Raw genomic sequence first — 18976 nt, forward strand, 5'->3', positions numbered from 1 at the left:
TCCAGCGAAATCAACACTATAAAGCCTGTTTTTACTCCGCTTTTGGCGTAAAATCCAAGCTTACTAAAAAACGCAGAAAGCACAAATTATCATGAGCATTAAGTCAGATAAATGGATACGCCGGATGGCGGAACAGCATGGCATGATTGAGCCGTTTGCACCTGATCAGGTGCGTCATGCGAACGGTCAGAAGATCGTTAGTTATGGTACATCGTCCTACGGCTATGATATTCGCTGTGCTGATGAGTTTAAGATTTTTACCAATATCAACAGTACTATCGTTGATCCGAAGAATTTTGATGAAGGTTCTTTTGTTGATTTTAAGGGAGACGTTTGTATCATCCCGCCAAACTCCTTTGCACTTGCGCGCACCATTGAATATTTCCGTATCCCTCGCAACGTATTAACAATTTGCCTCGGTAAGTCGACCTATGCGCGCTGTGGCATTATTGTGAACGTCACGCCATTTGAGCCTGAGTGGGAGGGTTATGTCACTCTAGAGTTTTCCAATACCACACCATTGCCAGCGAAGATTTATGCGGGTGAGGGCTGTGCTCAAGTGTTGTTCTTTGAAAGCGATGAGATTTGCGAGACATCCTACAAAGATCGTGGTGGGAAGTATCAAGGGCAAGTAGGTGTGACCTTACCGAAAACTTGATTCTCACCGCTCACTTTATCGGGACATGATTTGATTCAAATCCTTGATTCAGATCTTTGATTCTAAGCGGCTCTTTAATTGAAAAAAGCAGAATGATCTCTGGTAGATGATTCTGCTTTTTCGTTGCGGTTTTCGCTTTAGATAAATCCCAAATTACGAGCACTAAAATTCGTAATATTGGGAAATACGTCGTTGATCTGTGTTGGACTTAAGCCAAACCAAGTTCCTAGGGTCGCACCGTATTGATCTACTGAGAACTGTGGCAATAGACTTCCTGAGCCCACATCTAGAGTGTGTTTTAGACCGGTGACTGGGAAACTGCCATAAATGTCTTTTCCTTTGACAGCACCACCGACGATGAAATGGTGCGATCCCCAACCGTGATCCGTGCCGTCACCATTGCTGGTAAATGTGCGACCAAAATCGGATGCAGTAAATAGGGTTACTTGCTGCCGTAAATCGCTACCCATGACGTTGGCCATCGTTGTGTCAAAGTACGCAATCGCATGTGACACCCGCGCTAATAAATCTGCCTGCAATGTTCGTTGTGAGTCATGTGTATCGAAACCGCCCAAGCTAACAAAAAATACTTGGCGCTTTGCACCTAAAGCATTGCGTCCAGCGATGATTCTTGCAACAGTTTGCAATTGAACTGCGAGTGCGTTGTTGGCTAATGCGCCTGTATTTGGATTGGTATATTGCGTTGGGTTAGGAATACCAGTTGGTCCAGCTGCCGCCATTGCTGGGGCGAGCATATTTTGAGCAGCGATTGCTCTACTCGTGGTGGCGGCATGTTCTTTTTGGAAGTAATTCGTGGAGTCACTGGTGATGATGTTACGTAATGTGCTACCTGCCATAGTTGAGCCGTATAAGCTGCCAGATAATCCAGCAATCGCTACCGCACCTGAAGAGCCAACTTGATATTGTTTTACGGTTCTGCCCGATAAGAACACCGCATTCCCCGATGCCGAAATTGCGGTAAAAATCGGATTGCTATTGTTCGATGCCAGCAAGTCCCCCATACGACCACCCCAGCCGTAGGCAGCACCTTCAGGGGCGTAGGCTTGCCATAGCGATTGTTGGTCATTATGTGAGAATAGTTTGGGAGGCAAAGGCACGCTGGCGGCTTTGTATTGCGTTAGTGTGGTCGGAACAACCAAGGGCCCAACATTTGCAAGAATTGCGGCACGTCCAGCATTAAACAAGTTTCGCAACTCTGGCATGTTAGGGTGTAAGGCAAAGCTCCGTCCAGCTTGCGCATTATTGGGCGTGATGGGTAGCACTCCACCAGTGGCGCCGACTGCAGGTAAGGCGATAGATCCTGCTTCATTGGTGGTTCGTACGCTTAGATATTGGTTCCATGATTCGCTATCGGTAGCTAAAACGGTATTAGCGTGATCGTTTGCACCATATAAAAATAAGCAGACTAGCGCCTTGTAATCGCCAGCGTTATTTTGTGCGGCGGCTGAGGCTACCGTCGCTAAGTTGATCGCGAAAGGGGCGGCAACGCCGAGTGCGCCAGCTGAACCAAGCAAGGATGAAATACGTAAGAATTCGCGTCTGGATGTATTGAAATTTGACATCACTTTCTCCTTATTTTTGCACCAAATATTCGGGTGATGCCATGGTCAGGAATACACTCATATACACGCGATTTAGTTTTGCAGTGTCGATCGCGGTTTGTGTCGTTGTTGGGATCGCGATGGAATTGACCGCTGCGATGATTTGACTGCGTAAGCCACTACTCATTTGGTTTGACATCAGCAATAGATTCACTTTGTCCAATAATTGCTCGGGTGTTGTTGCGAGCGTGCTTAGATTTGAATAATCTGCTTTGACATCACGACTTGTTCCCGTTCCATTTGCAATCGTGTCACGCATGAAATTCAAGTAACCAACTACAGAGGTTTCTGCGGTGATTTGCATTTCTGGCGATACGAGTTGTGCGTTAGCGATACTAGAATTGGGAGGCACGTAGCCGGGGCGATAAAAGTTAAATACCGATGGTGAACGCATAGGCGTTTGGCCTAAAGATGTGAGTGGGTCATCTAAATTCGTAATGCGATAAGCCCCAGAGCTTGATTTGGCATTAAATGCGCGTAGCCAATTCGCTAATCGCAAGATGGGCTCACGCAATTTACCGATCCCCGCGTTATTTAAAGATGGATCGTTTCTAGCTTCAGGATCAAGCAAAATCGCTTTAATGACTGCTTTCATATCGCCTCGAACCCCTGTTCCATTATTGTTGAATGCAGCAGCCACACGTGCCACATACTGCGGGCTAGGGTTACTTGTGACAAGACGTTGAATCAATTGTTTTCCTATAAATGGCCCAACATTCGGATGATTGAAAAGGGTATCGAGAGCCGTTTTTAAACTCGCTTCGGGGTTTGCAGGTGATTGTGCTGCTATCGTTGTTCCTAAAAATGATTTGATGCTTACTGAATGAAACGCTGGATAGCTCTGCATAGGCATCCAGTCCCGATTTTCGTCAGCATTTCCGCCATAGAATCGAGTGTTCGACTTATCCGCACCCGCCCAGCTCCAGCCAGTGAACACTTTGGCTAGGCCGGAGATGTCATCATTGGTATAAGTGTCAATTGGCTTGCCGTTGCTTAGGATGGTGCTGCCATCTGAGTTGAGTTTAGATAAACCGATTGTAAAAAGTTGCATCACTTCACGCGCATAGTTTTCGTCTGGTACGCGGGTTCCTGATTCTTTTTGATTGCGTAAGGATGTTAGATAAATACCCATCATTGGATGTAGAGTAACTGCCTCCAGTAATTGTCGATAGTTGCCAAAAGCATGCGTATTCAATGTGTCGTAATAGCTGGCTACACCTCGTGGGTAATTGGCTACAGTGCTATCTTGAAAAGAGGTAACCATAATCTGTGATAAAGCGAAGCCAACTCGTTGCCGCAATTGATCATTTCCACTAACGGTTTGTTTCCAAAATGATTCAAAGAAATGATTTTGGTTTAAACCGCTAATTCCATTACTCAGGCCAGCCGCGATCGAATCCATATAGGATTTATGGGAGCTTTGCGGCATTGTAAATTGGTCTTCAATCCAGCTATTAAATCCCACATTCATCAAACTATCAATCGTGGTCTCAGTTGCGCCAAAAGTGCTTTGCTGCAAGAAGCGGGACGCTTGAGTCGCATTAGGCATGGTAACCGATGGCGGCGTGGGGGGGGGAGGCACTACTACGGGCGGGGTTGTTGGAGGTACTACTATGGGAGGAGGAACCTGTGCGATAGGATTGGATGGGCTGCCAGAGCCTCCACAGGCAACTAGCATCGCAAGAGAAATGCACATGATGCCATTTTTGAGAGAGAAAATTCGTATTGTCGACATGTTGCAGCTCCAACCAAGTCTTGCTTAAACTGAAATGAAATCTAAGTTCTGGGTGCTCTATTATTCGGATGTATTTTATTACTTACACTAGTTTTTACTCTATTTCTGCCAATGTTTGATGTACAAAGGAAGATAAAATAATTTTTGACTGTGTCGCTATCTCGCTGAATTCGAAGCCGTAACGAAACTCTTGGCTGTTTTCGGTTTCTGAAATAGATCGTACAATGATCGGTATAGTTAAGAGCACATCTTCCCCCGCGGTATTTACTTTGAACTTAATAAGTCCATGATCATTTTTTTTGCCGATTTGTTTTTTTAGTAAGCCAGAGGTGCCACCCATGCTAATGTCGCTCAGTACTGCCGCGGAGGTTTGTTCCGGATCGCCAATACTGACTGAGGCAATAATTTTTACTGAGGCACGTGAGCTTTGGCGTATGGCTGTGCATCGTACAATTTTCGGGTACGAAAGATGTAGGTATGCATGCGGGGTATAGACTGATTTCAATGCTGCCGCGGTAAAGGCATAAGCTTTCTTTCCTGGGAATGCTCTGACGATGAAGGTCTGACCGTCTCGAACAATGGCACCTCTACCATCTATCTTTGGCGCAGTTACCAATATGGATTGATTTTTCACATATCCAATCAATTTGACGGTGTATCGAATTGAAGGATTATCATGAACTTGTAAGAAAAACGTTTCGCCAACGTGCCAGCGTACATTGTCCAAATCTAACATGACCGATTCTTTATTGAGTTCGGTGTTATTGATATTTGTGGTGCTAGTCGATGCGAGGATGGCTGGTGCAATAGCGGCAGAGTTTGTGGGAGGCTGCGAAAATCCTTTTGCCTGACTGCCGTTCGGAAGTGGCTGCATTTGCTCAGGCGATTTTTTTTGCGGTGATGTATCGATATATCCATCTTCCAAAAGGTTTTGTAGCTCATCTTCTTTAGTGATGACTGCGCCTGCGTCAAATAATTGATTTCCCCATGCGTCAAAGATTGGCGATTCTAATGGCACGCCAAGTTTGATTTTGTCTTTGTCGACCGGTTGTAATTCGTTAAGTTGACTCATTATGTCGTTTTAGGATGAATGGATTCTGTTAGGCAACATGTCTCAATTGTATCTCTAATATGAGATACTTAAGACGAAATTAGCATGAAAAAAAGCCGCACCAAAGACTGGGCGCGGCTTTTTTGCAGACAAGCGGTAATGCATCTGTGGCGTTTTATTGACGCTTTTGTCGACGCATCAGATAAATCACTCGATGTCTTCACTACCTTGTGGAACGCAATCGACGAAGTAGCCACGTTTTCCATCAACTTCGGCTTTGACTAAACCGTGACAATCCGTCTCGAAACCTGGGAATTGTTCGTTGAACGCACGAACGAATTTTAGATAATCAACGATCGTTTTGTTGAAGCGTTCGCCCGGAATCAACAGCGGAATTCCCGGCGGGTAGGGTGTCAATAGAATCGCGGTGACACGGCCTTCCAATTCATCAATCGACACCCGCTCAATTTCGCGGTGTGCCATCTTGGCAAATGCATCGGATGGTTTCATCGCTGGCTGCATATCAGACAAGTACATTTCTGTGGTCAAGCGTGCAACATCATGTGCTTTGTACACTTCGTGAATACTTTGGCACAAATCACGTAAGCCTGCGCCTTCATAGCGCGGGTTTGCCGCAGCAAACTCTGGCAAGATGCGCCACATCGGTTGGTTCTTATCATAATCATCTTTGAACTGCTGTAATGCAGTTAACAAGGTGTTCCAGCGGCCTTTGGTAATGCCGATGGTGAACATGATAAAGAATGAGTACAGACCGCATTTTTCGATGATCACGCCATGTTCTGCTAAGTATTTGGTGACGATAGAGGCCGGAATACCGGTTTCGCCAAATTTACCTTCCAAAGATAAGCCTGGTGTAACGATCGTTGCCTTAATTGGATCGAGCATATTGAAGCCCGGTGCCAATTTGCCGAAGCCATGCCAGTCATCTTCCGCATGGATCATCCAATCTTCTTGCGTGCCTACGCCATCTTCTGATAAATGATCTGGGCCCCATACTTGGAACCACCAATCTTGTCCCCATTCTTGATCGACTTTACGCATCGCACGACGGAAATCGAGTGCTTCTAAAATCGATTCCTCAACCAGTGCTGTTCCTCCCGGTGCTTCCATCATGGCAGCAGCGATATCGCAAGAAGCGATGATCGAATACTGTGGTGAAGTCGATGTATGCATCAAATAAGCTTCGTTGAAGCTATCCTTATCCAGCTTGACCGTCTCAGATTCGCGCACCAAAATTTGTGAAGCTTGCGAAATACCAGCTAGCAATTTGTGGGTTGATTGTGTTGAGAAAATCAAAGACTTCTTCGCGCGTGGGCGTTCTTTGCCAATTGCGTGCATATCTTGGTAGAAGCTATGGAAAGTCGCATGGGGTAACCATGCTTCGTCAAAGTGCAAAGTATCGATTTCGCCATCGAGCAAATCTTTGAGCGTTTCGACGTTGTACAACACGCCATCATAGGTTGATTGCGTAATCGTCAAAATACGTGGCTTCTTGTTTTTTGCTTTGCTTGCAAATGGGTTTGCTTCGATTTTCTTACGGATGCTTTCCATGGAAAATTCTTCCAATGGAATCGGGCCAATAATGCCGAGGTGATTACGCGTTGGCATCAAGAATACAGGGATCGCGCCGCACATAATAATGGAGTGCAAAATCGATTTGTGGCAGTTACGATCAACGACAACGATGTCACCCGGCGCGACGGTGGAGTGCCACACCATCTTGTTTGATGTCGAGGTGCCGTTGGTAACAAAGTAGCAGTGGTCTGCATTAAAAATACGTGCGGCATTGCGTTCGGAAGCGGCAACTGGACCGGTATGATCGAGTAATTGACCGAGTTCTTCCACTGCATTACAGACGTCTGCACGTAACATGTTTTCACCAAAGAATTGATGAAACATTTGACCAATCGGTGACTTTAAGAATGCTACACCGCCAGAGTGTCCTGGGCAGTGCCAGGAGTAAGAACCATCATTCGCGTAGTGCACCAAGGCACGGAAGAACGGTGGCGCTAATCCATCTAAATAGGATTTCGCTTCACGAATAATATGGCGCGCAACGAATTCTGGTGTGTCTTCAAACATATGAATGAAGCCATGAAGTTCGCGCAAAATGTCGTTTGGAATATGGCGTGAAGTGCGCGTCTCACCATACAAATAAATAGGGATGTCGGCATTCTTGTAGCGAATTTCTTCGACAAAAGCGCGCAATGGTTTCAGCGCGTAGTCGCTTTCTTCATCAGTACCTTCGCCAAATTCTTCGTCATCGATCGAGAGAATAAAGGCTGAGGCGCGCGATTGTTGCTGGGCGAATTGGGATAAATCGCCATAGCTGGTCACACCCAGAACTTCCATTCCTTCTTTTTCCATGGCATCGGCAAGCGCGCGAATACCTAGGCCAGAAGTGTTTTCAGAACGGAAATCTTCGTCAATGATGACTATGGGGAAGCGGAATTTCATTTAGGTCTCCAAAAAAGCCTGTTACGGGAGACGCCTGGGCCAGTGTGTTAAACCGCTTGCGCGCCGAAAAAATAAAGATGCGAATTTTCGCAGAAATGCAGGTGCAGATGTCAAAAAAATTGTCATATTTTGTGCAGTTCGCGATGAAACACCACAAATTTCATCAGACTGTCATCGAATGCCCAAAAATGCTGCTTATTTTGCTGTTTGAAATACAAGTTTCACGCTGTTTTCGTTTTATTCATGAAGCTTGATCGCAAGCTGTCAATTGAATAAACCAGCAGTCCTGCCCAAATGCCTAAAAATCCCAGCATACGATCATGACTAAATTGTTCGTTATATAGCCAAATGCCAATGAACAATTGAATGGTCGGCGAGATGTACTGCATCAAACCTAATGTAGCAAGAGGAATGCGGCGCGCTGCGGCAGCAAACATTAATAGAGGAATCGCGGTGATAGGACCGGCGGCCAGTAATAAGAATTGTGTTGCTATCGTAGTTTGTAAAAACGCACTTTGGCCATGAAGTGCTAAATAAATAAGATGAGCTAAGGCAAATGGAAATAGCAGCATGGTCTCTAAAGATAGACCTTCTAAGGCACCTAATGCCGCGGTTTTTCGTAATAGGCCATACATGCCAAATGTTGTTGCCAGTACTAAAGCGATCCATGGTGGATGTCCAGTTTGTAAGCCTAGCCACAATACACCCAAGCCAGCACAAGCGATTGCAAACCATTGCACGCCTCTTAAGCGTTCTTTCAATAAGATAAAACCAAGAAATACATTCACCAGCGGCGTCATGAAATAGCCGAGACTAGCATCAACGATGCGATCATTGTTAATTGCCCAGATGTATAAAAACCAGTTCGCCGAGAGTAGGAGTGCACTTGCAGCAAATCCCGCCAGCAATTTGGGCTGACGCACAACATTTCTTATCCAAGTCCATTGGTGACGTACGGTGAGTACCAAAAGCAAAAAGACGAGTGCCCACACCATGCGATGTAGCAAAATTTCTAAGGAAGGAATGCTATGTAAGGCTTTGAAATAAATGGGAAATAAGCCCCAAGCCGAATAACAGGCCGCGGCGTACAAAATACCTTTGCGCATGGAGTGAATGATTTAATAGGTGTGGATGCAAACAGAACTTGCGATTATCGCAGCTTATCGATTTGTCTGCAGCGTGTAGAAGTTTGTTTTGCTAGCTCATTTTCCTGAATATTGAGCAGCTATTGTGTTTGCGTAATTAGTACCCAACTTGTACATGTCGAGCCAAGAGCCGTGCTTATATGTTTTTAAGAAAAGTAATCTCGATGTGATTCAATCGCTCTTAATTAATTGTGCCTAGTTACGTCAATAAACTCTTATAAGGAAGAGCATGTGGTATCTCGCATTCATCGTCATCGCATTGATCCTCGGTTTTTTTGTTCTGCCACAGCTTCGTTTGCGCTATGTGTTAACAAGAGCGTTTCCGTCAACGTATTCAAAGATTTTACGTCAGAACCTACTCGGTTATAGTCGCATGCCAACTGATTTGCAAATGCAGTTGAAGCGTCGCATACGTCAGTTTTTATTTGAGAAAACGTTTGTCGGCTGTGGTGGTCTAGAAATTAATGATGAAATTCGAGTCACAATTGCGGCTCGCGCTTGCCTATTGTTACTCAATCGCGAGATGGATGTATATCCCAAACTGAGCCATATCTTGGTTTATCCCAGTGCATTTATCGCGCCACGCCAGCAAATGGCGGCAGGTGGGATCGTCACGCATACCAACCAAACTTTGAGTGGAGAATCTTGGAGTGATGGTCGCGTGATCTTGGCGTGGGATCAAGTGATCAATAATCCTCACAATGAAGAAATGGGACAAGATGTTGTGATCCATGAATTCGCCCATCAACTTGACAGCGAAGACGGTAGCGTGAACGGTGCACCAAGTTTGGCGAGTACTATAGCTTATCGTAACTGGTCGCAGGTGATGACACAGGAATTCGACAATCTGCAAAGGGCAATAGAACGAAACGAGATGACGATCATTGATCCTTACGGTGCAACAAATCCTGCAGAATTTTTTGCAGTGTCGACCGAGGCATTCTTTAAAAAGAGCCACGAGCTTGCCTATTACCACGCAAGCTTGTTTGCGCTTTTGAAGGCTTATTATCGTGTCGATCCGAGAGAGTGGTCCTGATCTTTGCGATTAGACAAGCGCTTGCGAAATGGCTTGCGAGTTTGGATAATTCTGTTCTCACAAATCAAAACGATCTTAAATAATTCGTTTTGCTGATACTCGATCTGATGTTCTATTTACCGAGAATTACATGTCTAGTTTGGCCAAACAAAAAAATACTATATATCGAGTGCAAACTTGGATTTGTCTATGGTTGCTGTCTATGTCGTCTTTGGTGCAAGCGTATGAATCAAAGTGTACAAGAACCATGGCATGGAAAGAAGCAACGCATTTAAAAAGAACATCGTATAACGGAAACTTAGCGGCGAAAGCTGAGTGGAAGTTATACAGTGACGCAACGTACTCTATGCTAGAAGTGGATGGCAAAACGATTCAATTGATTCAACTAGAGAATGGACTAAGTTTGACTTATGGAAAGCAACAGCCAAATCCAAGTGAATTTATCAATATAGCGAGTGCTGTCGCAGGTCCTATGTGGGATGATGGTAGGGCAAATCTTCCGCGCTTCCCCAAGCCATGCGACTTAAAAGATGGAGAAAGCTATCCTTTTAATGAACGTGATTTTATCTATTGGAAATCAAATGATGCGCAACTAGAAAGACGAATATATGGTTCACTCAAGCGACAGGGGTTTGTGGTGAGTTATGCGATGGAAATAAAGCGAGGTAAGTCAGATGAACAGTTAGACAGTTTGTACGGCACCTGGGAATATCAAAGCAAGTTAGAGAAATTTCCGGAAACTACAGAAGTTCAAGGCTGGCATCTCTTTCGAGGGAATGTGTTCTTGCAAACCTTGCCGACCACCAGCAAGTTCACTTTGCGAGAATTACTATTGCAGTATTAATCTGTTCTAGACGCAAAAAATGATCTCTCTCAAAATTGAGAAAGATCATATTGAATAGTCGTTAATAAGGCTTACTCGTGCTTGGCTAGTGCTTTCAACTTATATAAAGCTTCTAAGGCTTCACGTGGTGTCATTGCATCGGGATCAATATCATCGATTGCCAACAACAGCGCTGAATCTTGTACTAATTCGCTAATTGTGGATGCTTCGATTTCTTCCGCCGTGTTTGTCCCAGAGCTACTAGCAAATAAATCAAATTGCGGCGTGCTTAGTAATGATTGCGCTTCTAAATCCGCCAAATGTTTGCGTGCCGCGCGAATCACTGGCTGTGGAATACCAGCTAATTGCGCCACTTGCAAACCATAACTTTGTGATGCGGGACCGCTCTGTACCGCATGTAAGAACACGATATTTTCTTTGTGTTCAATTGCTGATAAGTGCACGTTTTCTGCACTAGGATGAATATCCGGTAACTGTGTTAGTTCGAAGTAATGCGTTGCAAACAGTGTGAAACTCTTAGATGTCATGATTAAATGACGTGCGATTGCCCACGCTAAAGCAAGGCCATCAAAGGTCGATGTGCCGCGACCCACTTCATCCATCAGTACTAAAGAATTTTCAGTAGCACCATGCAAAATGGCCGCTGATTCGGTCATTTCCACCATAAATGTAGAGCGACCACCTGCCAAATCGTCGGCTGCGCCAATACGCGTAAAAATGCGATCAATAGGGCCGATGCTTGCCTGTGTCGCTGGCACATAACTGCCGATATATGCGAGTAAAGTGATCAGCGCCGTTTGGCGCATGAAGGTGGATTTACCACCCATGTTCGGGCCTGTGATTAATAACAATTTGCGGTCTGCCGAGAGTTGGCAATCATTTGCAATGAAACGCTCGATTTGATTTTCAACCACAGGGTGACGACCTTGCACAATATCCAAAACAGGTTCCGCTACCAATTGCGGTGCGCACCAATTGTTTTTCATTGCATGATCGGCGAGGCTAACTAAGGCATCTAATTGCGCGACTGCATGCGCAATGGTTTGTAAAGTTTGGATGTGTGGTAGTAAGTCTTGTAATAGTTTTTCGTATAAAACTTTTTCGCGGACTAAGGCGCGCTCCTGTGCGGACAAGGCTTTATCTTCAAAGGCTTTTAGTTCAGGTGTGATATAGCGCTCAGCGTTCTTGAGCGTTTGGCGGCGACGATAATTATCGGGAACTTTGTCAGCTTGTCCGTTTGTGACTTCGATATAGAAGCCATGAACTTTGTTGTACTCAACGCGTAAATTCGCAATACCCGTGCGGGCGCGTTCCGAAGTTTCGAGATCGATCAAAAATTGGCCAGCATTTTCTGAGAGTGAACGCAGCTCATCCAATTCAGTATCAAACCCTGCCGCAATCACACCACCATCGCGCACCATGGTCGCGGGTTGTGGCATGAGCGCGCGTTCGAGCAAATCCAAACACTCAGCCGGTGTCGCTAGGTCTATCAAGGATTGTGACAGCAATCGCGGTTCATTATTTTTCAAACACATCGCAACATAGCTGCGAACCGTGCCTAAGTGTTGCACGCCATCTCTCAGTGCAGATAAGTCACGTGGGCGTGCGGACAGCAAAGCGATGCGTGTCGTAATTCGTTCAATATCGGGAATAGAAGTTAAGGTATTGGATAAGCCAGTAGTTGCGTCGGCTTGTAATAAAGCGTCGATCGCTTGATGACGACTGCGTGCGATTTGTTGTTCACGACGCGCATGATGCAACCAATGACGCAGCAAACGCGAACCCATCGCGGTACGACAATGATCAAGTAGAGAAAATAAAGTAGGGGATTCTTGACCGCGTAAGGTTTCAGTTAATTCTAGGTTGCGACGCGTGGCGGTATCGAGTCCGATAAACTCGTTTTCAGATTCTACGCTGAGTGAATTAACGTGTTTTAAACCGCGTCCTTGCGTCGATTCTGCATAACGTAATAATGCACCTGCAGCACCCAAAGCAGCACCAAAATTTTCCACTCCAAAGCCTGTGAGGGTAGAAGTCGCGAGCTGGTCCTGCAAAGATTTTTGACCTTGTTTTAGATCGAAATGCCAATCAGGTACTTCGGAAAATTTGCCCGGTAACTCGTGGCGAAATTCTTCTAACAATAGTCCACCGGCAGAAACCAAAACTTCGGCTGGCGAGATGCGTTCTAATTCTTGTTGTAGGCGCGCTTGTAGTGATTTCTCATCGGTACTAAATTCCATCAGTTTTAAAGCGCCACTGGCTAAGGATAACCATGCCAGGCCAATGTTGATCGTCTTGCGTTGACTTAACAAACACATGGCGAGAAGAGGACGCTCTGCTTTTTCTGGCAATAAATCGGTATCGGTTAAAGTGCCAGGCGTAATCACGCGCATAACTTTGCGCTCGACTGGACCTTTACTCGTTGCAGGGTCTCCAATCTGTTCACAAATCGCAGCAGACTCACCGATCTTTACGAGCTTGGCTAGGTAAGGTTCTATCGAATGAAAAGGAACCCCTGCCATCTTAATTGGCGCGCCGTTCGAGGTGCCGCGCTGGGTTAAGGTAATACCTAAAATCCGCGAAACTTTTTCTGCATCTTCAAAAAACAATTCATAAAAATCACCCATGCGATAAAACACCAAAGTATCCGGGTAATCTGCTTTGATGGTGAGGTATTGCCGCATCATGGGCGTGTGCGTTTCAGAAGTTGCCATATTATTGTTTGCTATTTTATGAATTGGATGCTGGAGATTTAATTATTTATCGAAATCTCATAAGGTGCGAAATCATAGCGTAAATACTGAGTTTGCCTGTGTACATTGAATGATTTTTTTGCTGCTGTTCAAACTAAATTGACCCAAATGAAAAAACGGGTAATGTTTGCACATTTACCCGTTTTATCTTCTACCTTACGCTATCTGTTGATCAATTTTGTGATTAACTACACACCGCCGCGACCGCCTGAGCGACGTGGTGTGCTTTGCTTAAATGCTGATTTGGCGCCAACTGGTTTTGGTCCTGCATTGCGTAAAGCATTACCGTTAGTCGTTTTTTGTGCGCCTTGTGGACGATTTGGTATTTTGCTGCGATTGCCACCAGCACTGCCATTATTCGCTCTGCCTCGTCCTTGCGCAGGATTAGGGAAACTACGCAACTGTATTGGTTGTGCTTTGGCGTTCGGATCGGGAATGAAACCGTCAATAATTTCTTGAGGAATTTGACGTTTGATGAATTTCTCGATATCGGCCAAGAGTTTAAATTCATCGACACAGACTAAGGAGACGGCCTCTCCAGTCGCTCCTGCGCGACCAGTGCGTCCAATGCGGTGCACATAATCTTCAGGAACATTTGGCAAGTCATAATTCACGACATGTGGTAATTGATCAATATCGATTCCGCGCGCCGCGATATCCGTTGCAACTAAGACAGTGAGGCTGCCATCTTTGAATTCTGCTAAGGCTTTTGTGCGAGCTGACTGACTCTTATTGCCATGAATTGCCATGGCATTAATTTCATCGCGCATCAATTGTTCAACGAGCTTGTTCGCGCCGTGTTTGGTGCGTGTGAACACTAATACTTGTGACCATTTATGCGTTTTAATTAAGTGCGCCAGCATCACTTGTTTTTTGTCGCGGTCGACAGGGTGCACTTTTTGCGCAATGACTTCGACAGTGGAATTGCGACGCGCAACTTCGATCATCGCCGGATTATTCAGTAATTTATCCGCTAATGCTTTGATGTCATCAGAGAACGTGGCAGAGAACAATAAATTCTGGCGCTTCGCTGGTAGGATCGCCAAGACTTTTTTGATATCATGAATGAAGCCCATGTCGAGCATGCGATCTGCTTCATCCAATACCAAGATTTCGATATTCCGCAAATCGATCGTGCCTTGTTGGTGGTGATCTAATAAACGTCCGGGAGTGGCAACTAATACGTCAACACCTGTTTTGAGTAATTTGACTTGCGGATTAATGCCAACACCGCCAAAGATCACGCCTGAATTGAGTGGCGTGTGTTTGCCGTACGTGGCGACGCTTTCTTCGACCTGTGCCGCGAGTTCGCGAGTAGGTGTCAATACGAGCACGCGGATTTTACGTCGATCTGTTTTATTGGCTGGAATGGGTTGACTACGCAATAGACGTTCTAATATCGGCAAGGTAAATCCAGCAGTTTTGCCTGTGCCAGTTTGTGCGCCCGCGAGTAAATCGCCACCTTGAATGACGGCGGGAATTGCCTGCGCTTGGATCGGTGTAGGAGTGGTATAGCCGTGTTCGCTTACTGCGCGCACGATGGACTCGGAGAGACCGAGATCTGAAAATGTGGTCATGCTAATTTCTATAGGATACAAACGTCATGCAAAAGGCAGGAAAGGTTTGGGCACTGCGCCACTTCAGCAGAATGATGAAGTGGATTTGATTTTGGAACCGCAATCAATCATTCAATCGATGTCGGCTTGCTGAATGATCAGTTAAGCCAACACGATCAATTGAATAATTATTTCGCGAATGCTTGTAAGGCATTGACCATTTGACCAAATACTTTTGGTGTGCCAGCCAACACGTCGCCCTTGTACAAGTAGTCTGATTCGCCGGCAAAGGTACCGACAATACCGCCAGCTTCACTAACCATCAATGCGCCTGCAGCGATATCCCAAGGTGCTAGACCTTTTTCAAAGAACCCATCTAAACGACCCATGGCGACGTAGGCTAAATCTAAAGCAGCAGCACCCGGTCGGCGCAAACCTTGACATTTTTGCGTCATGATTTTGTACATTTCCATGTATTCATCTAAGCCGCTCATGTCACGACCAGAAAAGCCGGTGCCAATTAAGGCGTCAGCAATCTTGTCGCACTTAGTAACGCGGATACGCTTGTCATTTAAAAATGCGCCGCCACCTTTCGATGCTGTGAACATTTCATTTCGGCTAGGATCATAGATGACAGCTTGCGTGATCACGCCTTTTTGTTGCAAGGCGATGGAGACGCAATATTGTGGAAAGCCGTGGATGAAATTCGTCGTGCCATCGAGTGGGTCGATGATCCAGACATTCTCATTTTCGTCGTGTAAGTTTTTAGATGCACCAGATTCTTCAGCAAGAATCGCGTGATCAGGGTAGGCGGTAGTCAGCACCTCAATAATCGCAGCTTCGGCAGCGCGATCTACTTCAGTCACGAAATCGTTATATTGCTTTTCACTGACTTGGACGCGATCCACATCAAAAGAAGCACGATTAATAATAGTCGCGGCACGACGAGCGGCTTTAATTGCCGTATTGAGCATTGGGTGCATAGAGTTTCCGTTAAAATGGCGGCAATTCAGCCTTGGAATTCAAAATGAACCAAGGTCGTAAAGATGTCGCACAAAGATGAATTAAAGAGCGGTGGCGCCGCAATTTATTGTTCATTGTTAACATAAACAACAAAAATTAACGCGCAATGTCGCTATTTTAAATGAACTTAGCTATTTCTGATACATCTGTTTTTAAACGTTTGCGAATCGTTCTCGTCGATACTAGCCATCCTGGAAACATCGGCGCAGTCGCACGTGCAATGAAAACCATGGGGTTTTCTGATTTGCAGTTGGTGAATCCGCGGTTCTCAGATGCATTAACTCATCCAGAGGCGATCGCATTCGCCAGTGGGGCGCAAGACATTCTTAGCGCCGCAAAAATCGTCGATAAGATTGAAGATGCTTTGCTTGGCTGTCACTATGTGGCAGCGGTTAGTGCACGATTGCGAGAGTTTTCACCACCTATTATGAATCCACGAGATTTTGCCGATAAGGTGGTTAATTCAAATGAGTTGTCGGCGGCTTTAGTATTTGGAAGTGAACGCTACGGTTTGCCAAACGAGATTGTGTTGAATAGTAATGTGTTGATTAATGTGCCAGCAAATCCAGATTATTCCTCGTTAAACCTTGCACAGGCAGTACAAATTTTGGTCTATGAGTGCAGGATGCAGTCCTTAGCACGAGAGAATAGTTCTGAAAAGTTTGGCGTTAGCGATGTTGGATTTCAAGGAGAGTTGGCATCTAGCGAGCAAATTGAGGGAATGTACAAACATTTAGAGCAAGCCTTAATTGAAATTGATTTTCTTGATCCAGGAAATCCCAAGAAATTGATGCCGAGATTGAAACGTTTATTTTCTCGTGCGCAACTAGAAGTTGAAGAAGTGAATATAATGCGCGGCATTTCAAAAAAAATGATGGGTTTGAAGAAATAGCTTCTTAAAGTGAATGGTCATAATTTACTGGTAAAACTAAATTGTTTGAAAGAATAGTTTATTTATTTAAGGAAGCGAAAGTGCTAGCGATTTTGTTTCGAATTTGACTATTTTTAAACAAAAAGTCGATCAATTTGCTTTGAATCTACATGTAAAAGAAGTAACATCGAAGATAGTCGAACTCAATTAAGAACAGGTGTAAGTTTTAATTTCACTATGTTGGCAAAGGATAATATTATTTTTTCATACTGGCGTAGCCTCATGCTTAGTTTGGCAGGCATGGTACTCCTATTTAGCGTGGCGAGTTCGGTGTTCGCGCTGGGGTTGGGAGAGCTAAGAGTTCGCTCGTCCCTAGGTCAATCTTTACTTGTTCACACGAATGTCGTTGGAGATGGCACTGAAACTCTCAATCCAAGCTGTCTGAGAGCTCGAGTGGTCTCGATGGATGGCGCATTTATTGCCAGCGCCAATATCGCAATACATCAAAGACAAAAACAACGAGCGCTAAGCTTTTCGACGCAGCAAGCGATTAACGAGCCAGCGATTAATCTGATTATTGATATTAATTGCCAAACTCAGCTACACCGCGAATTTTCGATTTTATTAGATCCCCCGGATGTATCTGCTAATGCCGTCGGAATGCGTGACAGCTCGCCGTTTGCGAAAGAAGAAGTTAGTCAGGCTCAAGTCGCCAAGCTGGCGGGTGTGAATGAGCCAAGTTCGGCACCCGTGAAGGTGACTGAAAGAAAAAAGCGCATTGCTAAACCAGAGCTAGCTGGAGAGAGTTCGGGGAGTGGGCTCGCAAATTTTAGCGATGTTCCGAGTGAGAAGAAGCGAAGCGGCAAAAAGTCAGAATCTAAAGACGTGCTTAAGCTGTCGGATGAGGTGATTATTCCTAACTTGTCATCTGGATTACGGATGAGCGATGTTTTGAGCTCTGAAGTTGGTCAGCAATTGGTTCAAAACACCGAGGAGCTACGTGCTGCTCAGGCAAGAATGGCAGCGATTTTGCGAGATGAGCCATTTTCCACAGCGGCAAGCGCGGTTCCTCCGGGCGACAATGGCGCTGAGATCGCCAAGCTGAAATCGGAGGCTGAAAAACTGCGTCAACAAAATTTGCTGGATAAGTCGGCGTTAACGCAATTGCAAAGTAAGGTGGGTTTCGATTACTGGGTGATTGCGCTTGCCATCATCGCAATTTTGGCAATCGTGGTGATCCTTTTCTTGCTTCTTTATATTCGTAAAAATTTGTCCTCCCAAAGTGCCACATGGTGGGAAGGCGAGGATCAATTACAAGAGAGCCAGCCAGAGAAAATTGAAGATGTCATTAGTCATTTGCAGGCAAGTTACGAGGTAAATCCAGTTGGGGCAGTTTTAAATTCTGATTCTGCTCATAAACAGGGTAGTGATTCCAAGCCAGCATCAAGCTTGCTCGAAACCACCGATGCAGATCCTGATCAACGAATTACTGAAAATAGTAATTTCCAGCGCACGCCTAGTCTAGAAGAAACAAATAGCAGTATTTTTAACTTTTTTGCTCCGCGTGGAAACTCGGTCAAAGTTGAAGAGATTTCAGATGTGACACAGGAAGCTGAGTTTTGGATTTCGATGAATGATCCTCAGCGCGCGATAGAAATTTTGGCTGCTCAAGAAGAAATAGAACATCCAGAATCACCGCTGCCTTGGCTGTTCTTGCTTGATTTATATCGTACCGTAAATGATCAGCAAAAATATGATCGTTTGCGTGATCGGTTCATCGCTTTCTTTAATGCCAATATTCCTGAGTTTGGTGCAGATCTGTCAGCAATTCCAAGTCGTCAATTAGAAGACTTTCCGCATTTGATGCAAAAGATTTGTGATGCTTGGAATAAAACCGGCATCATTCCCTATCTGGAAAGTTTATTGGTTGACGATAGAGAGGGAAAGCGAGCAGGTTTTGATTTGCCTGTTTATCGAGATATTTTGATGTTATTGGGAATAGCGCATGAGCTAGAGCGAATTACTGCGATTGAGGGACCGATCAAAGATTTAAGGCTCGATGTTGATGTGAAGCTTCCTTTGGAAGAGAACTTGCCTGATCCAATTGCAGAAACTGACTTTGGAACCATAGAGTTTGAAGTAATTGATTTTCCGAAAAAAGAAGTTGCAAAAAAATAATACTCATTTCTCAGAGTTTGCGAATG

General features: G+C 45.0%; 13 protein-coding genes. 5 read left to right on the forward strand and 8 right to left on the reverse strand.

Annotation, left to right across the window (positions count from 1 at the left end; translation table 11 throughout):
• Positions 1 to 91 precede the first annotated feature (91 nt).
• Positions 92 to 658: a dCTP deaminase gene (dcd, locus tag KDM92_RS00215; protein WP_212682483.1), complete on the forward strand. Its 567-nt coding sequence runs from the start codon at positions 92 to 94 to the stop codon at positions 656 to 658.
• A 137-nt stretch (positions 659 to 795) separates the two neighbouring features.
• Here dcd and KDM92_RS00220 read toward each other — a convergent pair whose 3' ends face one another.
• From KDM92_RS00220 to rarD, 5 genes are all read right to left on the reverse strand, one after another.
• On the reverse strand, positions 796 to 2241 hold the full coding sequence (locus tag KDM92_RS00220) for a DUF1501 domain-containing protein (protein WP_212682484.1): 1446 nt from the start codon (positions 2239 to 2241) through the stop codon (positions 796 to 798).
• A 10-nt stretch (positions 2242 to 2251) separates the two neighbouring features.
• On the reverse strand, positions 2252 to 4015 hold the full coding sequence (locus KDM92_RS00225) for a DUF1800 domain-containing protein (protein ID WP_230408096.1): 1764 nt from the start codon (positions 4013 to 4015) through the stop codon (positions 2252 to 2254).
• A gap of 94 nt (positions 4016 to 4109) precedes the next feature.
• Entirely contained in the window at positions 4110 to 5087 is a 978-nt protein-coding gene (locus KDM92_RS00230; protein WP_212682485.1) for a flagellar brake protein, read from the reverse strand.
• Between the two features lie 186 nt (positions 5088 to 5273).
• Positions 5274 to 7544, reverse strand: coding sequence for an arginine/lysine/ornithine decarboxylase (locus tag KDM92_RS00235; RefSeq protein ID WP_189344029.1), 2271 nt, complete (start codon positions 7542 to 7544; stop codon positions 5274 to 5276).
• Between the two features lie 221 nt (positions 7545 to 7765).
• Complete coding sequence (rarD, locus tag KDM92_RS00240) at positions 7766 to 8650, reverse strand: EamA family transporter RarD (RefSeq protein ID WP_212682486.1); 885 nt, start codon at positions 8648 to 8650, stop codon at positions 7766 to 7768.
• Positions 8651 to 8918: 268 nt separating this feature from the next.
• Between rarD and KDM92_RS00245 the strand changes: the two genes are divergently transcribed.
• Both KDM92_RS00245 and KDM92_RS00250 read left to right on the forward strand, forming a co-directional pair.
• A complete protein-coding gene (locus tag KDM92_RS00245) occupies positions 8919 to 9725 on the forward strand; it encodes a M90 family metallopeptidase (RefSeq protein WP_212682487.1) in 807 nt (268 codons plus the stop codon).
• Positions 9726 to 9855: 130 nt separating this feature from the next.
• A complete protein-coding gene (locus tag KDM92_RS00250) occupies positions 9856 to 10569 on the forward strand; it encodes a hypothetical protein (protein ID WP_212682488.1) in 714 nt (237 codons plus the stop codon).
• Positions 10570 to 10640: 71 nt separating this feature from the next.
• Here KDM92_RS00250 and mutS read toward each other — a convergent pair whose 3' ends face one another.
• The 3 genes from mutS to KDM92_RS00265 all read right to left on the reverse strand — a co-directional run bounded on the left by mutS (position 10641) and on the right by KDM92_RS00265 (position 15861).
• Positions 10641 to 13283: a DNA mismatch repair protein MutS gene (gene mutS, locus KDM92_RS00255; RefSeq protein WP_212682489.1), complete on the reverse strand. Its 2643-nt coding sequence runs from the start codon at positions 13281 to 13283 to the stop codon at positions 10641 to 10643.
• Between the two features lie 227 nt (positions 13284 to 13510).
• The gene (locus tag KDM92_RS00260; protein ID WP_212682490.1) at positions 13511 to 14899 is read right to left on the reverse strand and encodes a DEAD/DEAH box helicase; all 1389 of its coding nucleotides are present in this window, start codon (positions 14897 to 14899) and stop codon (positions 13511 to 13513) included.
• 167 nt (positions 14900 to 15066) lie between these two features.
• On the reverse strand, positions 15067 to 15861 hold the full coding sequence (locus KDM92_RS00265; RefSeq protein WP_229826977.1) for an inositol monophosphatase family protein: 795 nt from the start codon (positions 15859 to 15861) through the stop codon (positions 15067 to 15069).
• Positions 15862 to 16022: 161 nt separating this feature from the next.
• Here KDM92_RS00265 and KDM92_RS00270 point away from each other — a divergent pair, with 161 nt between their 5' ends.
• Together KDM92_RS00270 and KDM92_RS00275 are read left to right on the forward strand one after the other, a co-directional pair.
• Positions 16023 to 16793, forward strand: a complete 771-nt coding sequence (locus tag KDM92_RS00270; protein ID WP_212682491.1) for an RNA methyltransferase — start codon at positions 16023 to 16025, stop codon at positions 16791 to 16793.
• Between the two features lie 261 nt (positions 16794 to 17054).
• Positions 17055 to 18950, forward strand: a complete 1896-nt coding sequence (locus KDM92_RS00275) for a type IV pilus assembly protein FimV (protein WP_212682492.1) — start codon at positions 17055 to 17057, stop codon at positions 18948 to 18950.
• The last annotated feature ends 26 nt before the right edge of the window (positions 18951 to 18976 follow it).

Origin of the sequence: Affinundibacterium baiyunense (genome assembly GCF_018139645.1) — a bacterium.
GTDB lineage: Bacteria > Pseudomonadota > Gammaproteobacteria > Burkholderiales > Burkholderiaceae_D > Undibacterium > Undibacterium baiyunense.